Source organism: Pseudomonas sp. NFACC41-3 (assembly GCF_900109505.1).
Taxonomy (GTDB): Bacteria; Pseudomonadota; Gammaproteobacteria; order Pseudomonadales; family Pseudomonadaceae; genus Aquipseudomonas; species Aquipseudomonas chlororaphis.
Genome location: NZ_FOAE01000003.1, coordinates 349,949 through 373,613, shown reverse-complemented (window position 1 = coordinate 373,613; position 23,665 = coordinate 349,949). Strand labels below are relative to the sequence as shown.

Here is a 23,665-nt window from a genome sequence, read left to right as displayed (position 1 = left end):
GCGTCACACGCTCGGCAATGGTTCTAATAAGAATGAGGTGTCGGAACCTCTCAGAACGAAGGTTCCACTTCCAAGGATTCGGCGGCGCCGATCAATACTTGAGCGCGCTGGATGGGTATCGCGCAGGCCCCTGGTCACGGGGCCTTCATCGTTTCAGCCGAGACGCTCTACGTCGGGCAATTGCATGGCGCGGACCTCGTTCTGGAGAAAATCGCTGAGGCGGCGCAAACGTTCACCTCCAGGCCGGGTCTTGGGCCAGACCAGGTAGTAATTCTCGCCACTGGCCACCGCCGTCGGCCAGGGCAGGCTCAGGCGTCCCTGGGCCACATCCTCGGCCACCATCAGCAGGTCGCCCATGGAAACCCCGTAGCCGCGGGCCGCGGCGATCATGCCCAGTTCCAGGGTGTCGAACACCTGCCCGCCCTTGAGCGAGACCTGCTCGGACAGGCCCATGCGCTCCAGCCAGTTGCGCCAGTCGCGGCGATCCGGGGTCGGGTGCAGCAGCTCGGTGGCCGCCAGCCGCGCAACATCCCACGGCTGGTCGTTGAGCAGGTTCGGCGCGCCCACCGGGATCAGCAGTTCCGGAAACAGGTAGCTGGCCTCCCAGTCCGGCGGAAAGTGGCCGTTGCTCAGCAGCACCGCGCAGTCGAAGGGCTCCTGGTTGAAGTCCACCGAATCGACGTCCATCCAGGCGCTGGTCAGTTGCACTTCGTTGCCCGGTTGCAGATGGCGGAAGCGGCTCAGGCGCGCCAGCAGCCAGCGCATGGTCAGGGTCGAGGGTGCCTTCATGCGCAGGATGCCGTCTTCGGCGCGCAAGGTATCGCAGGCGCGCTCGAGGGCGGTGAAGCCCTCGCGAATGCCTGGCAGCAGCAGGCGCGCGGCTTCGGTCAGTTGCAGGTTGCGCCCGCTGCGCTGGAACAGCCGGCAGGCGAAGTGGTCTTCCAGGGTGCGGATATGCCGGCTGACCGCGCTCTGGGTGATCGACAGCTCTTCGGCCGCGCGGGTGAACGAGCTGTATCGCGCCGCGGCTTCAAAGGCGCGCAAGGCATACAGGGGCGGAAGACGACGGGGCATGGCAGCACTCCACAGGCGCAATGGCGCCAACTTACCAGAATCCGTAGCATGAGTTTTAATCATGCCACCAATCGTTTTTATCCCTTTGTGAAAGTCGACGAGAGCGCCGAGAATCAACCCTCTTGACTCCCTCCCCCCTATCGAGACCGATGACCATGCAGCATCCAGCACGCACCGAACTCTGGGCCATCCTGCGGCTGGCCGGGCCGCTGATCGCCTCACAGTTGGCGCACATGCTGATGGTGCTGACCGACACCCTGATGATGGCCCGCCTCAGCCCGGAAGCCCTGGCCGGCGGTGGCCTGGGCGCGGCCAGCTATTCGTTCGTGTCGATCTTCTGCATCGGCGTGATCGCGGCGGTCGGCACCCTGGTCGCGATTCGCCAGGGCGCCGGCGACATCGAAGGCGCCGCGCGCCTGACCCAGGCCGGGCTCTGGCTGGCGTGGCTGATGGCGTTGGTCGCCGGCCTGCTGCTGTGGAACCTCAAGCCGGTGTTGCTGCTGTTCGGCCAGACCGAAACCAACGTGCAGTCCGCCGGCCAGTTCCTGCTGATCCTGCCGTTCGCCCTGCCCGGCTACCTGAGCTTCATGGCCCTGCGCGGCTTCACCAGCGCCATCGGCCGCGCCACGCCGGTGATGGTCATCAGCCTGGCCGGCACCGTGGCCAACTTCCTGCTCAACTACGCCTTGATCACCGGCATGTTCGGCCTGCCGAAGCTGGGCCTGGTGGGGATCGGCCTGGTCACCGCGATCGTCGCCAACTGCATGGCCGTGGCGCTGGCCTGGCACATCAAGCGCCACCCGGCTTATGCCGCCTACCCGCTGCGCCAGGGCCTGGCGCGGCCCAATCGCCACTACCTGCGGGAACTCTGGCGCCTGGGCCTGCCCATCGGCGGCACCTACGCGGTGGAAGTCGGGCTGTTCGCCTTCGCCGCGCTGTGCATGGGCACCATGGGCAGCACCCAGCTGGCGGCGCACCAGATCGCCCTGCAGATCGTTTCCGTGGCCTTCATGGTGCCGGCCGGGATCTCCTATGCGATCACCATGCGCATCGGCCAGCACTACGGTGCCGGGCAACTGCTGCACGCGCGCATGGCCGGCCGGGTCGGGATCGCCTTTGGCGGCGCGGCCATGCTGGGTTTCGCCATGGTCTTCTGGCTGTTGCCGAACCAGTTGATCGGACTGTTCCTCGACCATAACGACCCGGCCTTTCGCGAGGTGATCAACCTCGCGGTCAGCCTGCTGGCGGTCGCGGCCTGGTTCGAGCTGTTCGATGGCACGCAGACCATCGCCATGGGCGCGATTCGCGGGCTCAAGGACGCCAAGACCACCTTCCTCGTGGGCCTGGGCTGCTATTGGTTGATCGGTGCGCCGGCGGCCTGGCTGATGGCCTTCACCCTGGGCTGGGGCGCGACCGGCGTGTGGTGGGGCCTGGCATCGGGGCTGGCGTGCGCCGCCATCAGCCTGACCCTGGCTTTCGAATGGAAGATGCGCCGGATGATTCGCCGGGAAGGTGCGGAGCCTGCCGCGCGGGATAACTTCCAGACCGCCCGGGATTCCCTGTAGCGGCAGGTTCTCCTGCCACTACGGCGGGGTGCCGTCAGCTGACCTCGCCGACCAGGACCTGCTGGCTTGCGCCGAACGTCAGGTATTCCACCAGTTCCGCCAGCGGCAGCGGCTTGCTGATCAGGTAGCCCTGCGCCTGGTCGCAGCCGAAGCTGCGCAGCAAGGCCAGTTGCTCGGGGGTTTCCACACCTTCGGCCACCACCTCGAGATGGAGGTTGTGGGCCAGATTGATCATGGCGTGCACCAGCTTGCGGTTCTCTTCGCGCAGCTCCATGCCGCCGACGAAGCTTTTGTCGATCTTCAGCAAGGCAATCGGCAAGCTGTTGAGGTGCACGAAGGACGAGAACCCGGTGCCGAAATCGTCCAGGGAAAACCGCACCCCCAGCCGACCCAGCGCATCCATGGTCTGCTTGACCAGGTCGCTGCGGCGCATCACCGCGGTTTCGGTCAGTTCGAATTCCAGCCATTGCGCCTCAACACCCCGCTCGGCAATCAGCCGGCTGAGGGTCGACAGCAGCTGGCTGTCCTGGAACTGGCGGAACGACAGGTTGACTGCCATGTGCAGCGGCGCCAGGCCACGTTCGCGCAGGGCCTGCATGTCGCGCAGCGCCCGGGAAATCACCCAGTAGCCCAGCGGCACGATCAGGCCGCTCTGCTCGGCCAGGGGCACGAACTCGCTCGGCGGCAACAGCCCGCGCTCGCCGTGGCGCCAGCGCACCAGGGCCTCGAGGCCGACGATCTGCCCGTCATGCAGGTTCAGGCGCGGCTGGTAGTGCAACTCCAGCTCGTCGCGGCGCAAGGCCCGGCGCAGTTCGCTTTCCAGGTCGGCGAGGCTGCGGGCATTGCGATTGATGCGTTCGTTGAAGATGTGAAAGGTACAGCCCTGGGTACTTTTGGCCTGCTGCATGGCGATGTGCGCGTGCCACATCAGCGGGTCGGCGCCGGCATTCGCCCTGGCGTGGGCGATGCCCAGGCTGCAGCCGATCAGCAGGCTTTCGCCATCGATCCAGTACGGCTCGGCCATGACTTCGGCGATGCGTTCGGCCATCCACTCGGCGCGTTGCGGCGCCCGGCGGGTATCGATCAGCAGGGCGAATTCGTCGCTGCCCAGGCGCGCCAACTGGTCGCCGGCCTCAAGCTGGCTCTTGAGCCGCGAGACCACTTGCAGGATCAACCGGTCGCCGGCCTGGTGGCCCAGCGCATCGTTGGCATGGCGGAAGTTGTCCAGGTCCAGGTGCCCCAGCGCCAGCCCGCGCCCTTCGTTTTCCGCCAGGCGCGCCGCCAGCAGGGTCTGGAAACCCTGGCGGTTGGCGATGCCGGTCAAAGGGTCCTGCTCGGCCAGGCGCAACAGGGTGCTTTCCAGCACTCCGCGCTCGCGCACATGGCGCAGGCAACGGCGCACCGTATCGGTGGTGAGGTTTTTATTCACCAGCCAGTCGCTGGCGCCGGCTGGCGTGTTCAGCGGCTCCTGCTCCAGCAGCAATACCGTGGGCAGGCTGCAACGACCGGGAGCCGGTTGCAGTTGGGGAACGGTTAACAGAATCGCGGAGCGGTCTTCATCGAACAGACGGCTGACAGATTCCCAGGTCGGCGCACTGATCAGCACCACCGAGTCTCCCAACGGAGCGAGACACTCGCGCAACAACGCTGCCCACGCCGGCTCTTCGGCCAGCAGCAGCAAGCGCAAGGGTTCGACAGGCTTGGACAAGCTAGCTCCCTAGACTCTGTAATAGAAGTTGGCGGCGGGCATTATGACGCGCAGATAAACAATGACAAATGATATTGATTATCAAGCGCAATTTCTTGTACCGCTCTAACTCGAACATTAGACGCATATTCAGCGCGCATCCTGAGGGAAAGTATCAAAACCGGCAAATTTAGATAGCGTGCTGCGTCACAAGTCGGAGAGAGCAGCAGAATCCGTCCAGCCTGTTAAAATGCCCGCCCATTTCGCTACAGACCCCTTTTTTCGTCATGTCCCGACTCAATCCCCGGCAGCAAGAAGCCGTGAACTACGTCGGCGGCCCTCTTTTGGTGCTCGCCGGTGCTGGCTCCGGCAAGACCAGTGTAATCACGCGCAAGATCGCCCACCTGATCCAGAACTGCGGCATTCGCGCGCAGTACATCGTCGCCATGACCTTCACCAACAAGGCCGCGCGGGAGATGAAGGAACGGGTCGGCACCCTGCTGCGCAGTGGCGAGGGCCGCGGCCTGACCGTGTCGACCTTCCACAACCTGGGGCTGAACATCATCCGCAAGGAGCATGTGCGGCTGGGCTACAAGCCGGGCTTCTCGATCTTCGACGAGACCGACGTCAAGGCCCTGATGACCGACATCATGCAAAAGGAATACTCGGGCGACGACGGCGTCGACGAGATCAAGAACATGATCGGCGCCTGGAAGAACGACCTGATCCTGCCGGCCCAGGCCCTGGAAAACGCGCGCAACCCCAAGGAACAGACCGCGGCCATCGTCTACACCCACTACCAGCGCACGCTCAAGGCGTTCAACGCGGTGGACTTCGACGACCTGATCCTGCTGCCGGTGAAGCTGTTCGAGGAACACGCCGACATCCTGGAGAAGTGGCAGAACAAAGTGCGCTACCTGCTGGTGGACGAATACCAGGACACCAACGCCAGCCAGTATCTGCTGGTGAAAATGCTCATCGGCAAGCGCAACCAGTTCACCGTGGTGGGCGACGACGACCAGTCGATCTACGCCTGGCGCGGCGCGCGCCCGGAAAACCTGATGCTGCTCAAGGAAGACTACCCGTCCTTGAAGGTGGTGATGCTCGAGCAGAACTACCGCTCCACCAGCCGCATCCTGCGCTGCGCCAACGTGCTGATCTCCAACAACCCCCACGAGTTCGAGAAACAGCTGTGGAGCGAGATGGGCCATGGCGACGAGATCCGCGTGATCCGCTGCCGCAACGAGGACGCCGAGGCCGAGCGCGTGGCCATGGAAATCCTCAGCCTGCACCTGCGCACCGACCGGCCCTACAGCGATTTCGCGATCCTCTATCGCGGCAACTACCAGGCCAAGCTGATCGAGCTGAAGCTGCAGCATCACCAGATTCCCTATCGCCTGTCGGGCGGCAACAGCTTCTTCGGGCGCCAGGAAGTGAAGGACCTGATGGCCTACTTCCGCCTGATCGTGAACCCGGACGACGACAACGCCTTCCTGCGGGTGATCAACGTGCCGCGCCGGGAAATCGGCTCGACCACCCTGGAAAAACTCGGCAACTACGCCACCGAACGCAAGATCTCGATGTACGCCGCCACCGACGAAATCGGCCTGGGCGAACACCTGGACAGCCGCTTCACCGATCGCCTGGCGCGCTTCAAGCGCTTCATGGACAAGGTGCGCGAGCAGTGCGCCGGCGAAGACCCGATCTCCGCCTTGCGCAGCATGGTCATGGACATCGACTACGAGAACTGGCTGCGCACCAACAGCTCCAGCGACAAGGCCGCCGATTACCGCATGGGTAACGTGTGGTTCCTGATCGAGGCGCTGAAGAACACCCTGGAAAAAGACGAAGACGGCGAAATGACCGTCGAAGACGCCATCGGCAAGCTGGTGCTGCGCGACATGCTGGAGCGTCAGCAGGAAGAGGAAGACGGCGCCGAAGGCGTGCAGATGATGACCCTGCATGCCTCCAAGGGCCTGGAATTCCCCTATGTGTTCATCATGGGCATGGAGGAGGAAATCCTCCCCCACCGCTCCAGTATCGAAGCCGACACCATCGAGGAAGAACGCCGCCTGGCCTACGTGGGCATCACCCGCGCGCGCCAGACCCTGGCCTTCACCTTCGCCGCCAAGCGCAAGCAGTACGGTGAAATCATCGACTGCGCGCCCAGCCGCTTCCTCGACGAACTGCCGCCGGACGACCTGGCGTGGGAAGGCAACGACGACACCCCGACCGAAGTCAAAGCCGTGCGTGGCAACAACGCACTGGCGGATATACGGGCGATGTTAAAGCGCTAGAATCGAGCACTTTTTAACCGCAGCATTTTTAACCGAACACCTTTTATCAGAGCTCAGGCGCACAAGGCGTCAACAGAGGAAAGCTTCATGGAAGCACTGCACAAGAAAATCCGCGAAGAAGGCATCGTGCTTTCCGACCAGGTCCTGAAAGTCGACGCCTTTCTGAACCACCAGATCGACCCGGCCTTGATGAAGCTGATCGGCGACGAATTCGCCACGCTGTTCAAGGACTCGGGCATCACCAAGATTGTCACCATCGAAGCCTCGGGCATCGCCCCGGCGATCATGACCGGCCTGAACCTGGGCGTACCGGTGATCTTCGCGCGCAAGCACCAGTCCCTGACCCTGACCGAGAACCTGCTGTCGGCGACCGTGTACTCGTTCACCAAGCAGACCGAAAGCACCGTGGCGATTTCCCCGCGCCACCTGACCAGCAGCGACCGCGTGCTGATCATCGATGACTTCCTGGCCAACGGTAAGGCGTCCCAGGCGCTGATCTCGATCATCAAGCAGGCGGGCGCCACCGTGGCCGGCCTGGGCATCGTGATCGAGAAGTCGTTCCAGGGCGGCCGTGCCGAACTGGACGCGCAAGGCTACCGCGTGGAATCCCTGGCCCGGGTCAAGTCCCTGGCCGATGGCGTGGTGACCTTTATCTAAGAGGCTTCGCCTCTTGATCGCGGGTAAGCCTCGCTCCTACAGAGACCACCCGCTTCTGTAGGAGCAGCCGGTCGACGCTCGATTGCCCGCGATGACGCCGCCAGGCGTCTACCTCAGGCCTGCGCCGTCTCCCGCAGCGCCGCCAGCAGCAAACGCTGATAGATCTCCTCGCGCCAGCCATCGGGCTTCACCAGCTGCATTCGCTGCAGATGCGCCGGGAAGGCCTCGGGCGGTGGGGCATCCAGCGCCGCCTTGCCCAATTCGAGAATCTCGCTGAGCTTGAACTTGCTCTTCAGCCAGTTCAGCGCCCGCAGCAAATCCCGCTCCTCTGCGCTGAAGTCGCTGCCCAGCGGATATTCCGGGAACAGGTGCCGGTGCCGCGCCTGGATCGCCAGCAAGCGTTGCGGGTGGTTGTCGGTAAAACGCGGATCGAGGCGGAAATCCCTGGGCAACTTGCCGGCCTTCTGCGCCTGTTCGATCAGGCCCGGCTGGAACCGCGAGTCGCTGATATTGAGCAGCGCTTCAACCACCTTCGCATCGGTCTTGCCGCGCAGATCGGCGATGCCGTACTCGGTGACCACGATGTCCCGCAGGTGCCGCGGGATGGTGCAGTGGCCGTATTCCCAGACGATGTTGGAACTGACCAGGCCCGCGGATTCGCGCCAGCTGCGCAGGATCAGGATCGAGCGCGCGCCTCGCAGCGCATGGCCCTGGGCGACGAAGTTGTATTGCCCGCCGACCCCGCTGAGCACCCGGCCGTCTTCCAACTGATCCGCCACCCCGGCGCCCAACAGGGTGACCATGATCGAACTGTTGATAAAGCGCGCATCCAGGCGCTGCAGGCGCTTGAGTTCTTCGTCGCCGTACAGCTCGTTGATGTAGCTGATGGCGGTCATGTTGAACTCGCCGAGCTTGCTCTTGGGCAGATCCCTGAGGCGCTGGTAGAAACTGCGCGGCCCGAGGAAAAAGCCGCCATGTACCGACACTCCGCCCAGCGCCTGGTCTTCATCCAGCGTCCCGGCGTTGGCCTGTTGCTGCAGGGCCACCGAAGGGTAGACCTTGCGCCGTACGATGCCGGCATCGGCCAGGGCCAGCAGGCCGTTGACGAACATCTCGCTGCAGCCATAAAGGCCCTTGGCGAAAGGCTCCACCCCGCCTTCGCGCTCGATCAGCGGCTTCCAGCACTGGATCTCCAGGTCCGCCAGCAGCGCCCGATAACCGTCGTTGTCCGCCTGGCGTGCCAGCAACGCCGCCGTCAATGCGTCGCCCATGGAGCCAATGCCGATTTGCAGGGTGCCGCCGTCGCGCACCAGGGTGCTGGCGTGCAGGCCGATAAAGTGATCCTGGAACCCCACCGGCATGTTCGGCGTGGAAAACAGCGTGCTGCTCTCCTCTTCGTCGATCAACAGGTCGAAGGTGGCGGCGTCGATTTCGGCGTCGCCCGGCATGTAAGGCAGGTCGCGATGCACCTGGCCCAGCAGCAGGATGGTTTCGCCGGCGGCACGTCGCTCGGCGATCATCGGCAACAGGTCGAGGGTGATGTCCGGGTTGCAACTCAGGCTCAGGCGGTCGGCTTGCTGCGGGTCCCGGGCCACCAGTTGCGCGACCAGGTTCAGGCCGGCGGCATTGATGTCGCGCGCGGCGTGGCTGTAGTTGCTGCAGACATAATCCTGCTGCGCCGCCGGGCTGTTGAGCAGGCTGCCGGGCTGCATGAAGAACTGTTCGATATGGATATTGGCCGGCACCTGGTTGCGGTGCAGGTCGGCGAGGAAGTCCAGCTCGGGGTAGTCGCCGAAGACCTGCTCGATGAAAGGCTCGAGGAAGCGCCGTTGCAGGCCATCGCCCAGCGGCGGGCGGCCCAGGCTCAGGGCGGTGTAGAGGGTCAACTGGCGCTCGGGCAACTGCGCGATGCGACGATACAGGGCATTGGCGAAGCGGTTGGGTTTGCCCAGCCCCAGCGGCATACCCATGTGAATATGCGCCGGCAAGCGTGCCAGGACCTCATCGACCGCCCGCTCGATAGAACATGACTGCACCATCCGATCCTCCAGAACCTTCCATGAATTTGAGGTTGGACCGAGCTTGCCGGGTCTTTGCTGCAATGAACAGTGGCGGCCGAATCGCAGGCATGAAAAAAGCCGCTCGTAAGCGGCTTTTTTGCGCAAGATCCGTGCTTATTTCAAGCCGGACATCTTCTGGATGGCGCCTTTGAGCTCTTCATCGGAGCAGTCGGCGCAAGTGCCTTTAGGCGGCATCGCGTTGATACCGGTAATGGCCTTGGCCAGGATGCCGTCGAGGCCACCCTGGTGATCCGCGCGCTCTTTCCAGGCAGCGGCATCGCCGATTTTCGGCGCGCCCAGCAGGCCGGAGCCGTGGCAAGCATTGCAATGCTTGGCAATCACTTCGTCTGGAGTCTTCGCACCACCGCCACCGGCGGCAACAGCGACTTCCATGCCCTTGCATTCCTGACCCTGGACGCAGACCTGGCCAACCGGCTCGAGGCGCTTGGCAATGTCGTCGTTGGTCGCAGCTTGAGCGCTGACAGCCCAGAGGGCCAATACGGTTGCTGGTGCAGCCAGCATTTTCATAATTAGGTTCACGCGTACACCCTCAATGGTGGCTAGTCACGCCCACGGCCACGGTTTCGCGGGCGGGCGCAAGTATAGCGGTTAGCCCGCCACTCTGAAACAACCCTAGATTCAAAGGGGGATTAGAGAGAGGCGAAATGCGGCTTCGGGCACCGCTGCAATCCTTGCAGGACGCCTCTTCTATTAGAAGTTCGCGGGCGTGGCTGCGCTGATTAGTCGCGCGGGGGCATCGAAAGGATTACGGAAACGGTGCGGCTTGGTGCTTTCGAAATAGTAGCTGTCACCGGCTTCGAGCACGAATGTCTCAAGACCCACCACCAGCTCCAGGCGTCCTTCCACGAGAATCCCGGTTTCCTCGCCTTCATGGGTGAGCATCTCTTCACCGGTATCGGCGCCCGGCGGATAGATCTCGTTGAGAAAAGCAATCGCCCGGCTCGGATGCGCCCGGCCCACCAGCTTCATGGTCACCGCGCCATCGGAAATATCGATCAACTCGTTGGCTTTGTAGACGATCTGGGTGGGTTTTTCCTGGAGGATTTCTTCCGAGAAAAACTCGACCATCGACATGGGAATGCCGCCAAGAACCTTTCTCAGCGAACTGATCGAGGGGCTGACGCTGTTCTTCTCGATCATCGAAATGGTGCTGTTGGTGACGCCCGCGCGCTTGGCGAGTTCACGCTGGGAAAGGCCTTTGAGTTTACGGATGGATTGCAGTCGTTCACCGACGTCCAATGCGGCAGCCTCCTAGGGATCAGGCGTTGTTGTAGTTGAGCGTTATCATGGCGATAGCGTTCAGTATTTACAACACTTGGGCCCCAATCCCAGGGGGCAAGGCGACTTTCGGCAATGCGCTGTGCCGCTCAGTCCCCGGAATAGACGCGTGGCACCCGGCGCAGGTTGCAGAACAGCTGATAAGAGATGGTGTCGGCCGCGGCCGCCAGCTCGCTGGCGAGGATGTTCTTGCCCCACAACTCGACGGTAGAACCCAGCCCGGCCTCTGGCACCTCGGTCAGGTCGATGCACAGCATGTCCATGGAAACCCGGCCGAGCAGTTGGGTACGCTGCCCCGCCACCAGCACCGGCGCACCGGTCGGCGCATGCCGCGGATAACCGTCGGCGTACCCCATGGCCACCACGCCGATCCGCATCGACCGTGGTGTGACGAATTTGGCGCCGTACCCCACCGGCTCGCCGGCCGACAGTTCACGCACGCAGATCACCTTAGACTCCAGGGTCATCACCGGTTGCAGGCGCGCGGCCAGTGGATGCGGTTCTTCGAACGGGGTCGAGCCATACAGCATGATGCCGGGGCGCACCCAGTCGCTGGGGATGTGCGGCCAGCCGAGCACGGCCGGCGAGTTGCGCAGGCTGATCTCGGCAGACAAGCCCTGGCGCGCCGCCTCGAACACCGCGACCTGCTCGTCGCTGCTGCTGCAACTGAGCTCGTCGGCGCGGGCGAAGTGGCTCATCAACACGATCTTCGCCACCTTGCCGCTGGCCAGCAGCTGTTGATAGGCCGGCTGGTAATCCTTGGGATGCAGGCCGACGCGGTGCATGCCCGAATCCAGCTTGAGCCATACCGTCAGTGGCTTGGCGACGGTGGCCTGCTCGATGGCCTCCAGTTGCCACAGCGAATGCACCACGCACCAGAAATCATGTTCGACGATCAGGTCCAGCTCATCGGCCTCGAAAAAACCTTCAAGCAGCAATATTGGCGCGCGAATCCCCGCCGCCCGCAGCTCCAGGGCTTCTTCGATACAGGCCACGGCAAAGCCGTCGGCCTCGGCTTCCAGCGCCTGGGCACAGCGCACCGCGCCATGGCCATAGGCATCGGCCTTGATCACCGCGAGCGCACGGGCGCCCGGCGAGGCTTCGCGGGCCAGTTGGTAGTTGTGACGCAGGGCTTGAAGATCGATCAGGGCACGGGCAGGACGCATGGCGGCAGACTTCTAGGCGGTCATGTGGGAAGAAAAAACCGGCGCTGGCGGATGGCGTGAGCCATCCATTAACAGCACCGGGAGAGGGATCTTGCTTAAGGCAGAGCGGCCACGACGGACAGCTCGACCAGGATTTCCGGTTCGCAGAGCTTGGCTTCGACGGTTGCGCGGGCCGGGGCGACGCCTTTTGGTAGCCACTGGTCCCATACGCTGTTCATCCCGGCGAAGTGCGCATCGATGTCCTTCAGGTAGATGGTCACCGACAGCAGGCGCGACTTGTCGGTGCCGGCCAAGTCCAGCAAACGCTCGATGTTGGCGAGGGTTTCACGGGTCTGCTGCTCAATCCCCGCGTTCAGGTCGTCGCCGACTTGCCCGGCCAGATACACGGTACCGCTGTGGACGACGATCTGACTCATGCGCTCATTGGTGAGCTGGCGCTGGATTGACATGTTTTGCAGGCTCCTGAGGATTACCGTAACGAGAAATATCGAGACCTTCGGCGCTGATCTGCGGCTTTTTCTTCGCCATCAGATCGGCCAGCAGACGACCGGAACCACAGGCCATGGTCCAGCCAAGCGTGCCATGGCCGGTGTTCAAGAACAGGTTGCGCATGGGCGTGGCGCCAACGATCGGCGTGCCGTCCGGGGTGGTGGGACGCAGGCCGGTCCAGAAACTGGCCTGGGACAGATCACCGCCCTGAGGATAAAGATCGTTGACGATCATCTCCAGCGTTTCGCGCCGACGCGGGTTCAGCGAGAGGTCAAAACCGGCGATTTCAGCCATGCCGCCAACGCGAATACGGTTGTCGAAACGGGTGATCGCCACCTTGTAGGTTTCGTCGAGGATGGTCGAAGTCGGGGCCATGGCCGGGTTGGTGATCGGCACGGTCAGCGAGTAACCCTTGAGCGGATACACCGGGGCCTTGATGCCCAGTGGCTTGAGCAGTTGTGGCGAGTAGCTGCCCAGGGCCAGCACGTAGCGGTCGGCGGTTTCCAGCTTGCCGTCGATCCAGACGCCGTTGATGCGGTCACCGGCGAAGTCCAGGCGCTGGATGTCCTGGTCGAAGCGGAATTCCACACCCAGCTTGGTGCACATTTGCGCCAGGCGCGTGGTGAACATCTGGCAGTCGCCAGTCTGGTCGTTCGGCAGGCGCAGGGCGCCGGCCAGGATGTCGGTCACGCTGGCCAGGGCCGGCTCGACGCGGGCGATGCCCTCGCGGTCCAGCACTTCAAAAGGCACGCCGGATTCCTTGAGCACGGCGATATCCTTGGCCGCGCCATCCAGTTGCGCCTGGGTGCGGAACAGCTGGGTGGTCCCCAGGCTGCGGCCTTCATAGGCGATGCCGGTTTCCGCGCGCAGTTCGTCGAGGCAGTCGCGGCTGTACTCGGACAGGCGGACCATGCGCTCCTTGTTCACCGCATAGCGGGCAGCGGTGCAGTTGCGCAGCATCTGCGCCATCCACAGGTATTGATCGATGTCGGCGGTGGCCTTGATCGCCAGCGGCGCGTGACGCTGCAGCAGCCACTTGATGGCCTTGAGCGGCACGCCCGGCGCGGCCCAGGGCGAGGCGTAACCCGGCGAAACCTGGCCGGCGTTGGCGAAGCTGGTTTCCATGGCAACGGCCGGTTGACGGTCGACGACGGTCACTTCGAAACCGGCACGGGCCAGATAGTAGGCACTGGTGGTACCGATCACGCCGCTACCCAAGACCAGAACGCGCATTTTCATATCCCTCATCGCGGATAACCGCTGACGTTTGTTATTCAGAGCGAAGATGTGCGCAGTATAAAAAGCAATGACCAGTGCTTTTCACTATATAAACGCCTATATTTGGCGAGAATTCTCGGCAAAAACCCTTTTCACGGAGGCGCATCCCCTATGCGTACCAACCATCAGACAAAGCGTGAGCTGGACAAGATAGATCGCAATATCCTGCGCATCCTGCAGGCCGATGGACGCATCTCCTTTACCGAGCTGGGGGAAAAGGTCGGGCTGTCGACCACACCGTGCACCGAGCGGGTCCGCCGCCTGGAGCGCGAAGGCATCATCATGGGCTACAACGCCCGGCTCAACCCGCAGCACCTCAAGGGTAGCCTGCTGGTGTTCGTCGAAATCAGCCTGGACTACAAGTCCGGCGACACCTTCGAGGAGTTCCGCCGCGCCGTGCTGAAACTGCCGCATGTACTGGAATGCCACCTGGTGTCGGGGGACTTCGACTACCTGGTGAAGGCGCGGATTTCCGAAATGGCCTCGTACCGCAAACTGCTGGGCGACATCCTGCTCAAGCTGCCCCACGTGCGCGAATCCAAGAGCTATATCGTGATGGAAGAGGTGAAAGAGAGCCTGAGCCTGCCGATTCCGGATTGATCACAACGGCCCGCAGGCCCAGTCGTCAGGGCAATCGCTGTCGCGGGCAAGCCTCGCGCCTACAGGCCCGCGATGGCCTCGGGTCAGACCAGCACCTGCCGGGTGCTCGCCATGTATTCATGGATCTGCTTCTCCACCCGCGGGTGGATCAGCTCCACCGGGCGCCGGCCATTGGGGCATGGCAGGCTCGGCGTGGTGCCGAACAGGCGACAGATCAGCGGCCGCTCGTCATACACCGTGCAGCCATTGGGCCCCAGGTGCACACAGTTCAGCTCTTCCATCGCCGCGTCCTGCTCGGCCCGGGTCTTGCGCGGCAGGCGCGACATCTCTTCGGTCGAAGTGGTGACCGGACCACAGCAGTCGTGACAGCCGGGCACACACTCGAACGAGGGGATCTGCTGTCGGAGCGTGCGGATTTTCTGGCTGTTGCAGCTCATCGAAGCGCTTACCGGGAGTCTGGAGAGGCCGCGATTTTGCCCTAAAAGCCCTGTGGCAGACAGCACTGGCCGACCAATGTTGCCGCGCCGGAAAGGTCCGGCTTATGCTCCGTCAAATTTTCCAAACACACGAATCAGGATGATCCACATGAACACCCGTGTTCAGCCGTCGGGGCCAGGCCATTCGCACCCCGCCTCCTACTACGCCGCCAGCAGTCTGCCCCAGCCCGATTATCCGGCGCTGGCCGGCGAGCATCAGGCGGACGTATGCGTGGTCGGCGGCGGCTTCTCCGGGCTCAATACCGCGATCGAGCTGGCCGAGCGCGGGCTCAGCGTCATTTTGCTGGAGGCGCGCAGGATCGGCTGGGGCGCCAGCGGGCGCAACGGCGGGCAACTGATTCGCGGGGTGGGTCACGGCCTCGAGCAGTTCGCTCCGGTGATCGGCGAAGACGGCGTGCGCCAGATGAAACTGATGGGCCTGGAAGCGGTGGAAATCGTCCGCCAGCGCATCGAGCGTTTCCAGATTCCCTGCGACCTGACCTGGGGCTATTGCGACCTGGCCAACAAACCGCGCGACCTCGAAGGTTTCGCCGAAGATGCCCAGGAGCTGCGCGATCTGGGCTATCGCCATGCAACCCGCCTGCTGCAAGCCCATGAGATGCACAGCGTAGTGGGCTCCGACCGTTACGTCGGCGGCCTGATCGACATGGGGTCGGGGCACCTGCACCCGCTGAACCTGGCCCTGGGCGAAGCCGCGGTCGCGCAGCAACTGGGCGTGCGCCTGTTCGAACACTCGGCCGTGACCCGCATCGATTACGGGCCGCAGGTCAAGGTCCATACCGCCCAGGGTTCGGTGCGCGCCAACACCCTGGTGCTGGGCTGCAACGCCTACCTCAACGATCTCAACCCGCAACTGGGTGGCAAGGTGCTGCCCGCCGGCAGTTACATCATCGCCACCGAACCCTTGAGCGAAGAGCTGGCCCACGCCCTGTTGCCGCAGAACATGGCGGTCTGCGACCAGCGGGTGGCCCTGGATTACTACCGCCTTTCAGCCGACCGGCGCTTGCTGTTCGGCGGCGCCTGCCACTATTCCGGCCGCGACCCGCGGGACATCGCCGCTTATATGCGGCCGAAGATGCTGCAGGTGTTCCCGCAGCTGGCGGCGGTGAAGATCGACTATCAATGGGGCGGCATGATCGGCATCGGCGCCAACCGCCTGCCGCAGATCGGCCGTCTAAAAGACCAGCCCAATGTGTATTACGCCCAGGCCTATTCGGGCCACGGCGTGAATGCCACGCACCTGGCCGGCAAGTTGCTGGCCGAAGCCATCAGCGGCCAGCAGGGCGGTGGTTTCGATCTGTTCGCCCAGGTCCCGCACATCACCTTCCCGGGCGGCAAGCACCTGCGTTCGCCGCTGCTGGCGCTGGGAATGCTCTGGCATCGGTTGAAAGAACTGGTCTGAAGGCATTTGTAGCCGCCGCACGACAGGTATGAAAAAGGCCGCATCCGGGGGAAACCGGATGCGGCCTTTTTGCGATTGCTACGCAACCGATCGCAGGCTGCGCCAGCGGCTACAGCCGCCAGAACGGCTTGAGCCCTTCCTGCCGGGCCTGTTCGCGACTCAGGCCGATATCGCGCAACTGTTCGGTGGTCAGCTCAAGCAACGCCTTGCGTGTACGCAGTCGGTGCCAGTACAGGCCCCAGAGACCGAGGCCGGACGGCGCATTGTGGACGGACATCGCCCCTGCTGCCCGCTCCTGCCCAGCCGCCAGTTCCTGACTGTGTAACGACAGACGCACATCGCTCAAGCCGTTCATTTTTGCTGCTCCTGTTTACTTGGGTCGCTATGAGCAGACATCATGCGCGGGCGTCAGAAACCATTACAGATTCAAAGCACTGCTATTATTTCCATACAGAATTTCCCCTATCCGGGCTGAATCCTGTAATTTTGCGCCATCTGTACTGGTTACCCGATTCAATCACCCCGAGGCTGCGCCATGACCCTGTATGTCAATCTCGCCGAACTGCTGGGCACACGTATCGAACAAGGCTTCTATCGCCCCGGCGACCGACTGCCGTCGGTACGGGCCTTGAGTGTCGAACACGGGGTCAGCCTGAGTACCGTGCAGCAGGCTTATCGGGTGCTGGAAGACAGCGGCCTAGCGACGCCCAAGCCCAAGTCCGGCTATTTCGTGCCGGTCAGCCGTGAGCTGCCGGCACTGCCCGCGGTAGGTCGCCCGGCGCAGCGGCCAGTGGAGATTTCGCAGTGGGACCAGGTGCTGGAACTGATCCGCAGCGTGCCGCGCAAGGACATCGTCCAGCTGGGCCGCGGCATGCCCGACGTCACCAGCCCGACCCTCAAGCCCCTGCTGCGCGGGCTCGCCCGCATCAGCCGGCGCCAGGACATGCCCGGTCTGTATTACGACACCATCTACGGCGTGCACGAACTGCGTGAACAGCTGGCGCGGCTGATGCTCGATTCCGGCTGCCAGCTCGGCGCCAACGATCTGGTGATCACCACCGGCTGCCATGAAGCCTTGTCCACCAGCATCCGTGCCACCTGCGAGCCCGGGGATATCGTCGCCGTCGACTCGCCGAGCTTCCACGGCGCCATGCAGACCCTCAAGGGCCTGGGCATGAAGGCCCTGGAAATCCCCACCGACCCACTCACCGGCATCAGCCTCGACGCCCTGGAACTGGCCCTGGAGCAATGGCCGATCAAGGCCATACAGTTGACCCCCAACTGCAACAACCCGCTGGGCTATATCATGCCGGAGTCGCGCAAGCGGGCCCTGCTGACCCTGGCCCAGCGCTTCGACGTGGCGATCATCGAAGACGATGTGTATGGCGAGCTGTCCTACACCTACCCACGCCCGCGGACCATCAAGTCATTCGACGACGATGGCCGGGTGCTGCTGTGCAGCTCCTTCTCCAAGACCCTCGCCCCGGGCCTGCGCATCGGCTGGGTCGCCCCCGGGCGCTATCTGGAACGAGTGCTGCACATGAAATACATCAGCACCGGCTCCACCGCGCCGCAGCCGCAGATCGCCATCGCCGAGTTCCTCAAGAGCGGCAATTTCGAGCCGCACCTGCGGCGCATGCGCACCCAGTACCAGCGCAATCGCGACCTGATGATCGACTGGGTCAGCCGCTATTTCCCCACCGGCACCCGCGCCAGCCGGCCACAGGGCGGGTTCATGCTGTGGGTCGAACTGCCGGAAGGTTTCGATACCCTGCGCCTGAACCGCGCGCTGCTCGGCCAGGGCGTGCAGATTGCCGTGGGCAGCATCTTTTCGGCCTCGGGCAAGTACCGCAATTGCCTGCGGATGAACTACGCTGCCAAGCCAACGGCACAGATCGAGGAAGCCGTGCGCAAAGTCGGCGCAGCGGCCATCAAGCTGCTGGCTGAAGATTGCGCCACGGACTGACCTTTTCCTGTGAAACCGGCGTCACAGCTAGACCATCGCAGCGATTCGAGATGAGCTGACTTGAGATCCAGACAGGCCCTGGCCTTCCTTATGCTGATCGCGCTGTGCCTGAGCGGCTGCGTCAGCCTCGATGTGCCTCACGAGCCCAGCCAGGCACTGCCGGCCGCCGACTCGGCCTTCGGTCGCTCGATCCAGGCCCAGGCCGCCCCCTACCAGGGACGCTCGGGCTTTCGCCTGCTGTCCGACAGCAGCGAAGCCTTCATGGCCCGCGCCGAGCTGATCCGCAACGCCCAAAGCAGCCTCGACCTGCAGTACTACATCGTCCATGACGGCATCAGCACCCGGATGCTGGTGGACGAACTGCTCAAGGCCGCCGACCGCGGCGTGCGCATCCGCATTCTGCTGGACGACACCACCAGCGACGGCCTGGACCAGATCATAGCCACCCTCGCCGCCCATCCGCGGATACAGATCCGCCTGTTCAACCCCCTGCACCTGGGGCGCAGCACCGGCGTGACCCGTACCATGGGGCGCCTGTTCAACCTGTCGCTGCAACACCGGCGCATGCACAACAAGCTATGGCTGGCGGACAACAGCGCGGCCATCGTTGGCGGGCGCAACCTGGGGGACGAGTACTTCGACGCCGAACCCAACCTGAACTTCACCGACATCGACATCCTCGGTATCGGCCCGGTGGCCGAACAGCTCGGGCACAGCTTCGACCAGTACTGGAACAGCGCCCTGAGCAAACCCATCGGCGAGTTTATGTCGCGCCTGCCATCGGCCCGGGAGCTGGCCAATACCCGGCTGCGCCTGCAGCAATCGCTGGACGACGCCCAGCAGCAGGAGCATGCCCTGTTCCAGGAGCTCAAGGCTTATCGGAGCCAGCCGCGCATGGACGTCTGGCGCAAAGAGCTGATCTGGGCCTGGAACCAGGCGCTGTGGGACGCCCCGAGCAAGGTCCTGTCCAAGGGCGAACCCGACCCGCACCTGCTGTTGACCACCCAGTTGGCGCCGGAGCTACAGAGCGTCAGTAAAGAGTTGATGATGGTTTCGGCCTATTTCGTCCCCGGCCAGCCAGGCCTGGTCTACCTCACCGGACGCGCCGACGCCGGGGTTGCGGTGAGCCTGCTGACCAACTCCCTGGAAGCCACCGACGTGCCGGCGGTCCACGGCGGCTACGCGCCGTATCGCAAGGCGCTGCTGCAACACGGCGTGAAACTCTATGAACTGCGGCGCCAACCCGGTAACGGCGGCGGCAGCGGTCCTCATCTGTTCCATAGCGCGTCATATCCTGGCTCGGACTCCAGCCTGCACAGCAAGGCGATCATCTTCGACCGCCAGAAGTCCTTTATCGGCTCCTTCAATTTCGACCCGCGCTCGGTGCTGTGGAACACCGAGGTCGGGGTGCTGGTGGACAGCCCCGAGCTGGCCGAGCGCGTTCGCAGCCTGGCGCTGCAAGGCATGGCGCCGGCCCTGAGCTACGAGGCGAAGCTGCAGGACGGCAAGCTGGTCTGGGTCACCGAAGACAACCAGCAACTGCACACCCTGACCCGCGAGCCAGGCAGTTGGTGGCGGCGCTTCAATGCCTGGATGAGCAATACCATCGGCCTCGAACGGATGCTCTGAGCGCCTGCAGGAACGAGCTGGCTCGCGATAGCGGAATCTCACTCAGCCAGGCTGTTGACTGTCAGCCCCTTGTCGCGAGCAAGCCTCGCTGCTACAGGGCGTGTGCCTGGGCCGCGCCAAACGCGCCTTCGCGCAACAACAGCACAATCAGCCCCAGGGCCCCGGCCGCCATCAGCAACAGCAAGGCATGCCCGCTGACCCACTGGCTGCCCGCCCCCGCCACCAGCGGCCCGATCAGGCAGCCGATGCCCCACAACTGAGCGACGTGGGCATTGGCACGCACCAGCGCATCGTCGCGGTAGCGCTCGCCGATCAGAATCAGCGACAAGGTGAACAGGCCACCGGCGCTGGCGCCGAACAGCACCCACAGCGGCCAGATCAGCAGGGTGTCGAGCAGCAACGGAATGGCCAGGCTCGACAGCAGCAGGATCACCGCGCAACCGGCGAACAAGGCACGCCGCGATACGCGATCGGCCAGGGCGCCGATGGGCAGCTGCAACAAGGCATCGCCCACTACAACGGTGCTGACCATCGCCAGGGCGATGTCCTCGGTAAACCCCTGGCGCAGGCAATAGACCGGCAACAGGGTCAGGATCATCGCCTCGAACGCGGCAAACAGCGCCACCGCCCAGCCAATGGCCGGCAGGCCACGACAGAAGCGCCACAGATCACCGAAGGTCACGCTGCAAGACTCGCTGCTCGGCGCGCCGCTGCGGCCCATCAGCAGCAAGGGCGACACCACCAGCAGTACGACGCCCACCCAGAAACCGTAGTCATGCTCGGTGCCCAAGGCACCCAGCAGCAGCGGGCCAGCCAATTGGCTCAAGGCATAGCTACTGCCATACAGCGCCACCAGGCGACCGCGCCACTGCTCCACCACCAACTGGTTGATCCAGCTTTCGCCGAGGATGAAGACGATGGTCAGCACCACGCCGATCATCAGCCGCAGCACCAGCCACAGGGGATAACTCGGTAACAGCGCCAGCAGGCCGATGGAGATCGCCCCACCCCACAGGCACAGGCGCATCAGCCCCGCCGTGCCGAAGCGTGCCGCCAGGCGGCTGGAAACCTTCGCCCCGAGCAAGACGCCAATCGCCGGCATCGAGGCCATCACGCCGATTGCAAAGGGCCCATAACCCCAGCTCTCCAGGCGGAACGACACCAGCGGCATGCTCACGCCCAAGGCCAGACCCACACTCAGGACAGCCGCCAAAACGGCGAAATACGTTGCCCAGCGCATTTCCACGCTCCTGTGGATTTTTTTAATACAGAGACAACGCAGCCGGACCTCCCTTGCGGAAAGTCCGGCTGCGATATGGATCGGCTAACGGTGCGCGCGATGGAGTCTGTTCAGACGCCCGGCATCCGCGCGCCCCTGAATTACAGCTTGATCCAGGTCGCCTTCAGTTCGGTGTACTTGTCGAACGCATGCAGCGACTTGTCGCGACCGTTGCCCGACTGCTTGAAGCCGCCGAACGGCGCGGTCATGTCGCCGCCGTCATACTGGTTGACCCAGACACTGCCGGCCCGCAGCGCCTTGGCGGTCAGGTGAGCCTTGGAGATATTGGCCGTCCATACCGCCGCGGCCAGGCCATAAGGCGTGTCGTTGGCAATCTGGATGGCTTCTTCCACGGTGTCGAAGGCGATGACCGAGAGCACCGGGCCGAAGATCTCTTCCTGGGCGATTTTCATTGCGTTGCTGACGCCATCGAAGATGGTCGGCTCAACGTAGGTCCCGCCGGTTTCCTGCAGGGTGCGCTTGCCCCCCACCACCAGCTTGGCGCCGTCGGCATGACCGGACTCGATGTACGACAGCACGGTGTTCATCTGCTGGGTATCCACCAGCGCGCCGACGTTGGTGGCCGGGTCCAGCGGGTTGCCCGGTTTCCAGGCCTTGAGGGCCTCGATCACCAGCGGCAGGAATTTATCCTTGATCGAACGCTCCACCAGCAGGCGCGAACCGGCGGTGCAGACTTCGCCCTGGTTGAAGGCGATGGCGCTGGCCGCGGACTCGGCCGCGGCCAGCAGGTCCGGGGCATCGGCGAACACGATGTTCGGGCTCTTGCCGCCCGCCTCCAACCAGACGCGTTTCATGTTCGATTCGCCGGAGTAGACCATCAGCTGCTTGGCGATCTTGGTCGAACCGGTGAACACCAGGGTATCGACGTCCATGTGCAGGGCCAGGGCCTTGCCCACGGTGTGGCCGTAACCTGGCAGCACGTTGAGCACGCCGGCCGGGATCCCGGCTTCGACGGCCAGCGCGGCGATGCGGATAGCGGTCAGCGGCGATTTTTCCGACGGTTTGAGGATCACCGAGTTACCGGTGGACAGCGCCGGACCGAGTTTCCAGCAGGCCATCATCAACGGGAAGTTCCACGGCACGATGGCGCCGACCACGCCCACCGGCTCGCGAGTCACCAGGCCCAGTTGGTCGTGGGGCGTGGCGGCGACTTCGTCGTAGATCTTGTCGATGGCTTCGCCGCTCCAGCTCAGCGCTTGCGCCGCGCCGGGAACGTCGATACCCAGGGAGTCGCTGATCGGCTTACCCATGTCCAGGGTTTCGAGCAGGGCCAGTTCTTCGGCATGCTTCTTCAGCAGGCCGGCAAAACGAATCATGGTGGCTTTGCGCTTGGCCGGCGCCAGGCGCGACCAGACACCGGAATTGAAAGTGGCGCGGGCGTTTTCCACGGCGCGTTGTGCGTCGGCGGCGTCACAGCTGGCAATACTCGCCAGCAGACGGCCATCGACCGGGCTGATGCATTCGAAGGTTTCGTTGGAAACGGCGGCGGTGTATTCGCCATTGATATAGGCGCGGCCTTCGATTTTCAGCTCGCGGGCGCGTTGTTCCCAATCGGCTCGAGTCAGGGTGGTCATGCGAGTGTCCTCCTCTTGTTGGATACAGGCGCCACGCGATCGATGCCGGCACCTTCAGGAATTCTGCCCGGCCAGCCTGCTTCGGCCCATGGCATTCGCCACCCTAAACCAGCGGCACCCGAAGTTTCAATATATTTGACAGTGGCCAGGCAAACGCCATTGCTATGTTCATTTTAATAAACATAGACTTTGGGCTTTCCAGCCATTCGCAGCGCAATCAGGGGGGAATACCAGCATGAGCATCCAGGACATCGTCGACTTCAATCAGGCCAACACTGCGGCCGAGCGGTATCGCCCCGCCCAGGAAAAAGTCCTCAAGGGTGACCCTGAGCAGACCGTCTTCAACCACTACAACAGCCCGTGCGGCCAGATGAACGCCGGGGTATGGGAAGGCGCGATCGGCCAGTGGACGGTGAACTACACCGAACATGAATACTGCGAGATCGTGCAGGGGGTTTCGGTCCTGCGTGACGGCGAAGGCAATGCCAAGACCTTGCGCGCCGGCGATCGCTTCGTCATTCCCGCGGGCTTTCGCGGCACCTGGGAGGTGCTGGAGCCGTGCCGCAAGATCTATGTGATCTTCGAACCGAAAGCCTGAATCGCAGGCACAAAAAAACCCGCTTGAAGGCGGGTTTTTTTGTCAGAAGAAAAATCAATTACTTGATTTTGCCTTCCTTGTAGATCACGTGCTTACGAACAACCGGATCATATTTCTTGATCTCGATTTTGTCCGGAGTAGTGCGCTTGTTCTTGTCGGTAGTGTAGAAGTGACCAGTACCGGCGCTCGAAATCAAACGAATCAATTCACGCATGATTAGCTCCCTTAAACCTTGCCATCGCGACGAAGTTCGGCCAGCACGACATCAATGCCACGCTTGTCGATGATACGCATGCCTTTGGCAGATACGCGCAGACGCACAAAACGTTTCTCGGACTCAACCCAGAAGCGGTGATGCTGCAGGTTCGGCAGGAAACGACGACGGGTTTTGTTGTTTGCGTGGGAAATGTTATTCCCAGTCACCGGACCCTTACCGGTAACTTGACAGACTCTCGACATGCCTCAGCCCTCTAAAACCACATGCCCAACCCGGCATGGGTTGGCCGCTTAATCTCTCAGTCATTTGG

22 protein-coding genes are annotated in these 23,665 nt (G+C 63.2%); 8 read left to right on the top strand and 14 right to left on the bottom strand.

Annotated features, from left to right (window positions below; all coding sequences use genetic code 11):
- Positions 1-153: 153 nt before the first annotated feature.
- Positions 154-1,074, bottom strand: coding sequence for a LysR substrate-binding domain-containing protein (locus BMY68_RS15950; protein WP_007926627.1), 921 nt, complete (start codon positions 1,072-1,074; stop codon positions 154-156).
- 155 nt (positions 1,075-1,229) lie between these two features.
- On the opposite strand from BMY68_RS15950, the gene BMY68_RS15945 reads away from it, so the two are divergent.
- Positions 1,230-2,639: a NorM family multidrug efflux MATE transporter gene (locus BMY68_RS15945; protein ID WP_175534846.1), complete on the top strand. Its 1,410-nt coding sequence runs from the start codon at positions 1,230-1,232 to the stop codon at positions 2,637-2,639.
- Positions 2,640-2,673: 34 nt separating this feature from the next.
- Here BMY68_RS15945 and BMY68_RS15940 read toward each other — a convergent pair whose 3' ends face one another.
- Positions 2,674-4,347, bottom strand: a complete 1,674-nt coding sequence (locus BMY68_RS15940; RefSeq protein WP_085532848.1) for a putative bifunctional diguanylate cyclase/phosphodiesterase — start codon at positions 4,345-4,347, stop codon at positions 2,674-2,676.
- Between the two features lie 266 nt (positions 4,348-4,613).
- Here BMY68_RS15940 and rep point away from each other — a divergent pair, with 266 nt between their 5' ends.
- Entirely contained in the window at positions 4,614-6,623 is a 2,010-nt protein-coding gene (rep, locus tag BMY68_RS15935) for a DNA helicase Rep (RefSeq protein ID WP_009046172.1), read from the top strand.
- 87 nt (positions 6,624-6,710) lie between these two features.
- Positions 6,711-7,280, top strand: a complete 570-nt coding sequence (locus tag BMY68_RS15930; RefSeq protein WP_007932417.1) for a xanthine phosphoribosyltransferase — start codon at positions 6,711-6,713, stop codon at positions 7,278-7,280.
- A gap of 113 nt (positions 7,281-7,393) precedes the next feature.
- Here the strand turns inward: BMY68_RS15930 and BMY68_RS15925 are convergent, their stop codons facing one another.
- The 6 genes from BMY68_RS15925 to dadA form a co-directional block, all read right to left on the bottom strand.
- Complete coding sequence (locus BMY68_RS15925; RefSeq protein ID WP_085532846.1) at positions 7,394-9,319, bottom strand: acetyl-CoA hydrolase/transferase C-terminal domain-containing protein; 1,926 nt, start codon at positions 9,317-9,319, stop codon at positions 7,394-7,396.
- A gap of 135 nt (positions 9,320-9,454) precedes the next feature.
- Entirely contained in the window at positions 9,455-9,868 is a 414-nt protein-coding gene (locus tag BMY68_RS15920; protein WP_009046174.1) for a c-type cytochrome, read from the bottom strand.
- A gap of 183 nt (positions 9,869-10,051) precedes the next feature.
- Entirely contained in the window at positions 10,052-10,600 is a 549-nt protein-coding gene (locus tag BMY68_RS15915; protein WP_007932420.1) for a cupin domain-containing protein, read from the bottom strand.
- 128 nt (positions 10,601-10,728) lie between these two features.
- Positions 10,729-11,805 (bottom strand): alanine racemase, encoded by a 1,077-nt coding sequence (gene alr / locus BMY68_RS15910; protein WP_085532844.1) that lies wholly within the window; start codon positions 11,803-11,805, stop codon positions 10,729-10,731.
- A 95-nt stretch (positions 11,806-11,900) separates the two neighbouring features.
- The gene (locus BMY68_RS15905) at positions 11,901-12,254 is read right to left on the bottom strand and encodes a RidA family protein (RefSeq protein ID WP_009046176.1); all 354 of its coding nucleotides are present in this window, start codon (positions 12,252-12,254) and stop codon (positions 11,901-11,903) included.
- Positions 12,226-13,527, bottom strand: coding sequence for a D-amino acid dehydrogenase (dadA, locus tag BMY68_RS15900; RefSeq protein ID WP_009046177.1), 1,302 nt, complete (start codon positions 13,525-13,527; stop codon positions 12,226-12,228). The genes BMY68_RS15905 and dadA overlap by 29 nt, the downstream gene beginning before the upstream one ends.
- Positions 13,528-13,683: 156 nt before the next feature.
- Here dadA and BMY68_RS15895 point away from each other — a divergent pair, with 156 nt between their 5' ends.
- Positions 13,684-14,172, top strand: coding sequence for an Lrp/AsnC ligand binding domain-containing protein (locus BMY68_RS15895; RefSeq protein WP_007932443.1), 489 nt, complete (start codon positions 13,684-13,686; stop codon positions 14,170-14,172).
- An 83-nt stretch (positions 14,173-14,255) separates the two neighbouring features.
- Here BMY68_RS15895 and BMY68_RS15890 read toward each other — a convergent pair whose 3' ends face one another.
- Positions 14,256-14,609 (bottom strand): YkgJ family cysteine cluster protein, encoded by a 354-nt coding sequence (locus BMY68_RS15890; RefSeq protein ID WP_007932445.1) that lies wholly within the window; start codon positions 14,607-14,609, stop codon positions 14,256-14,258.
- Between the two features lie 148 nt (positions 14,610-14,757).
- On the opposite strand from BMY68_RS15890, the gene BMY68_RS15885 reads away from it, so the two are divergent.
- Positions 14,758-16,071 carry an NAD(P)/FAD-dependent oxidoreductase gene (locus BMY68_RS15885; RefSeq protein ID WP_085532842.1) on the top strand — a complete coding sequence of 438 codons (1,314 nt, stop codon included), beginning with the start codon at positions 14,758-14,760 and terminating at the stop codon, positions 16,069-16,071.
- Between the two features lie 109 nt (positions 16,072-16,180).
- On the opposite strand, the gene BMY68_RS15880 is transcribed toward BMY68_RS15885, so the two are convergent.
- Entirely contained in the window at positions 16,181-16,426 is a 246-nt protein-coding gene (locus BMY68_RS15880; RefSeq protein WP_009046179.1) for a DUF1127 domain-containing protein, read from the bottom strand.
- 180 nt (positions 16,427-16,606) lie between these two features.
- On the opposite strand from BMY68_RS15880, the gene BMY68_RS15875 reads away from it, so the two are divergent.
- Together BMY68_RS15875 and BMY68_RS15870 are read left to right on the top strand one after the other, a co-directional pair.
- Positions 16,607-18,037 carry an aminotransferase-like domain-containing protein gene (locus BMY68_RS15875; protein WP_007921095.1) on the top strand — a complete coding sequence of 477 codons (1,431 nt, stop codon included), beginning with the start codon at positions 16,607-16,609 and terminating at the stop codon, positions 18,035-18,037.
- A gap of 60 nt (positions 18,038-18,097) precedes the next feature.
- Positions 18,098-19,666, top strand: coding sequence for a phospholipase D family protein (locus tag BMY68_RS15870; protein WP_092160497.1), 1,569 nt, complete (start codon positions 18,098-18,100; stop codon positions 19,664-19,666).
- 91 nt (positions 19,667-19,757) lie between these two features.
- Here the strand turns inward: BMY68_RS15870 and BMY68_RS15865 are convergent, their stop codons facing one another.
- Both BMY68_RS15865 and BMY68_RS15860 read right to left on the bottom strand, forming a co-directional pair.
- Positions 19,758-20,906, bottom strand: coding sequence for an MFS transporter (locus tag BMY68_RS15865; RefSeq protein ID WP_085532839.1), 1,149 nt, complete (start codon positions 20,904-20,906; stop codon positions 19,758-19,760).
- A gap of 140 nt (positions 20,907-21,046) precedes the next feature.
- Positions 21,047-22,540 (bottom strand): aldehyde dehydrogenase, encoded by a 1,494-nt coding sequence (locus BMY68_RS15860; protein ID WP_085532837.1) that lies wholly within the window; start codon positions 22,538-22,540, stop codon positions 21,047-21,049.
- A gap of 235 nt (positions 22,541-22,775) precedes the next feature.
- Between BMY68_RS15860 and BMY68_RS15855 the strand changes: the two genes are divergently transcribed.
- Complete coding sequence (locus BMY68_RS15855; protein ID WP_007921102.1) at positions 22,776-23,138, top strand: cupin domain-containing protein; 363 nt, start codon at positions 22,776-22,778, stop codon at positions 23,136-23,138.
- Positions 23,139-23,196: 58 nt separating this feature from the next.
- Here the strand turns inward: BMY68_RS15855 and rpmG are convergent, their stop codons facing one another.
- Complete coding sequence (gene rpmG, locus BMY68_RS15850; RefSeq protein ID WP_003177274.1) at positions 23,197-23,352, bottom strand: 50S ribosomal protein L33; 156 nt, start codon at positions 23,350-23,352, stop codon at positions 23,197-23,199.
- Between the two features lie 11 nt (positions 23,353-23,363).
- Positions 23,364-23,597, bottom strand: a complete 234-nt coding sequence (gene rpmB, locus BMY68_RS15845; RefSeq protein ID WP_007921114.1) for a 50S ribosomal protein L28 — start codon at positions 23,595-23,597, stop codon at positions 23,364-23,366.
- Positions 23,598-23,665: the final 68 nt, after the last annotated feature.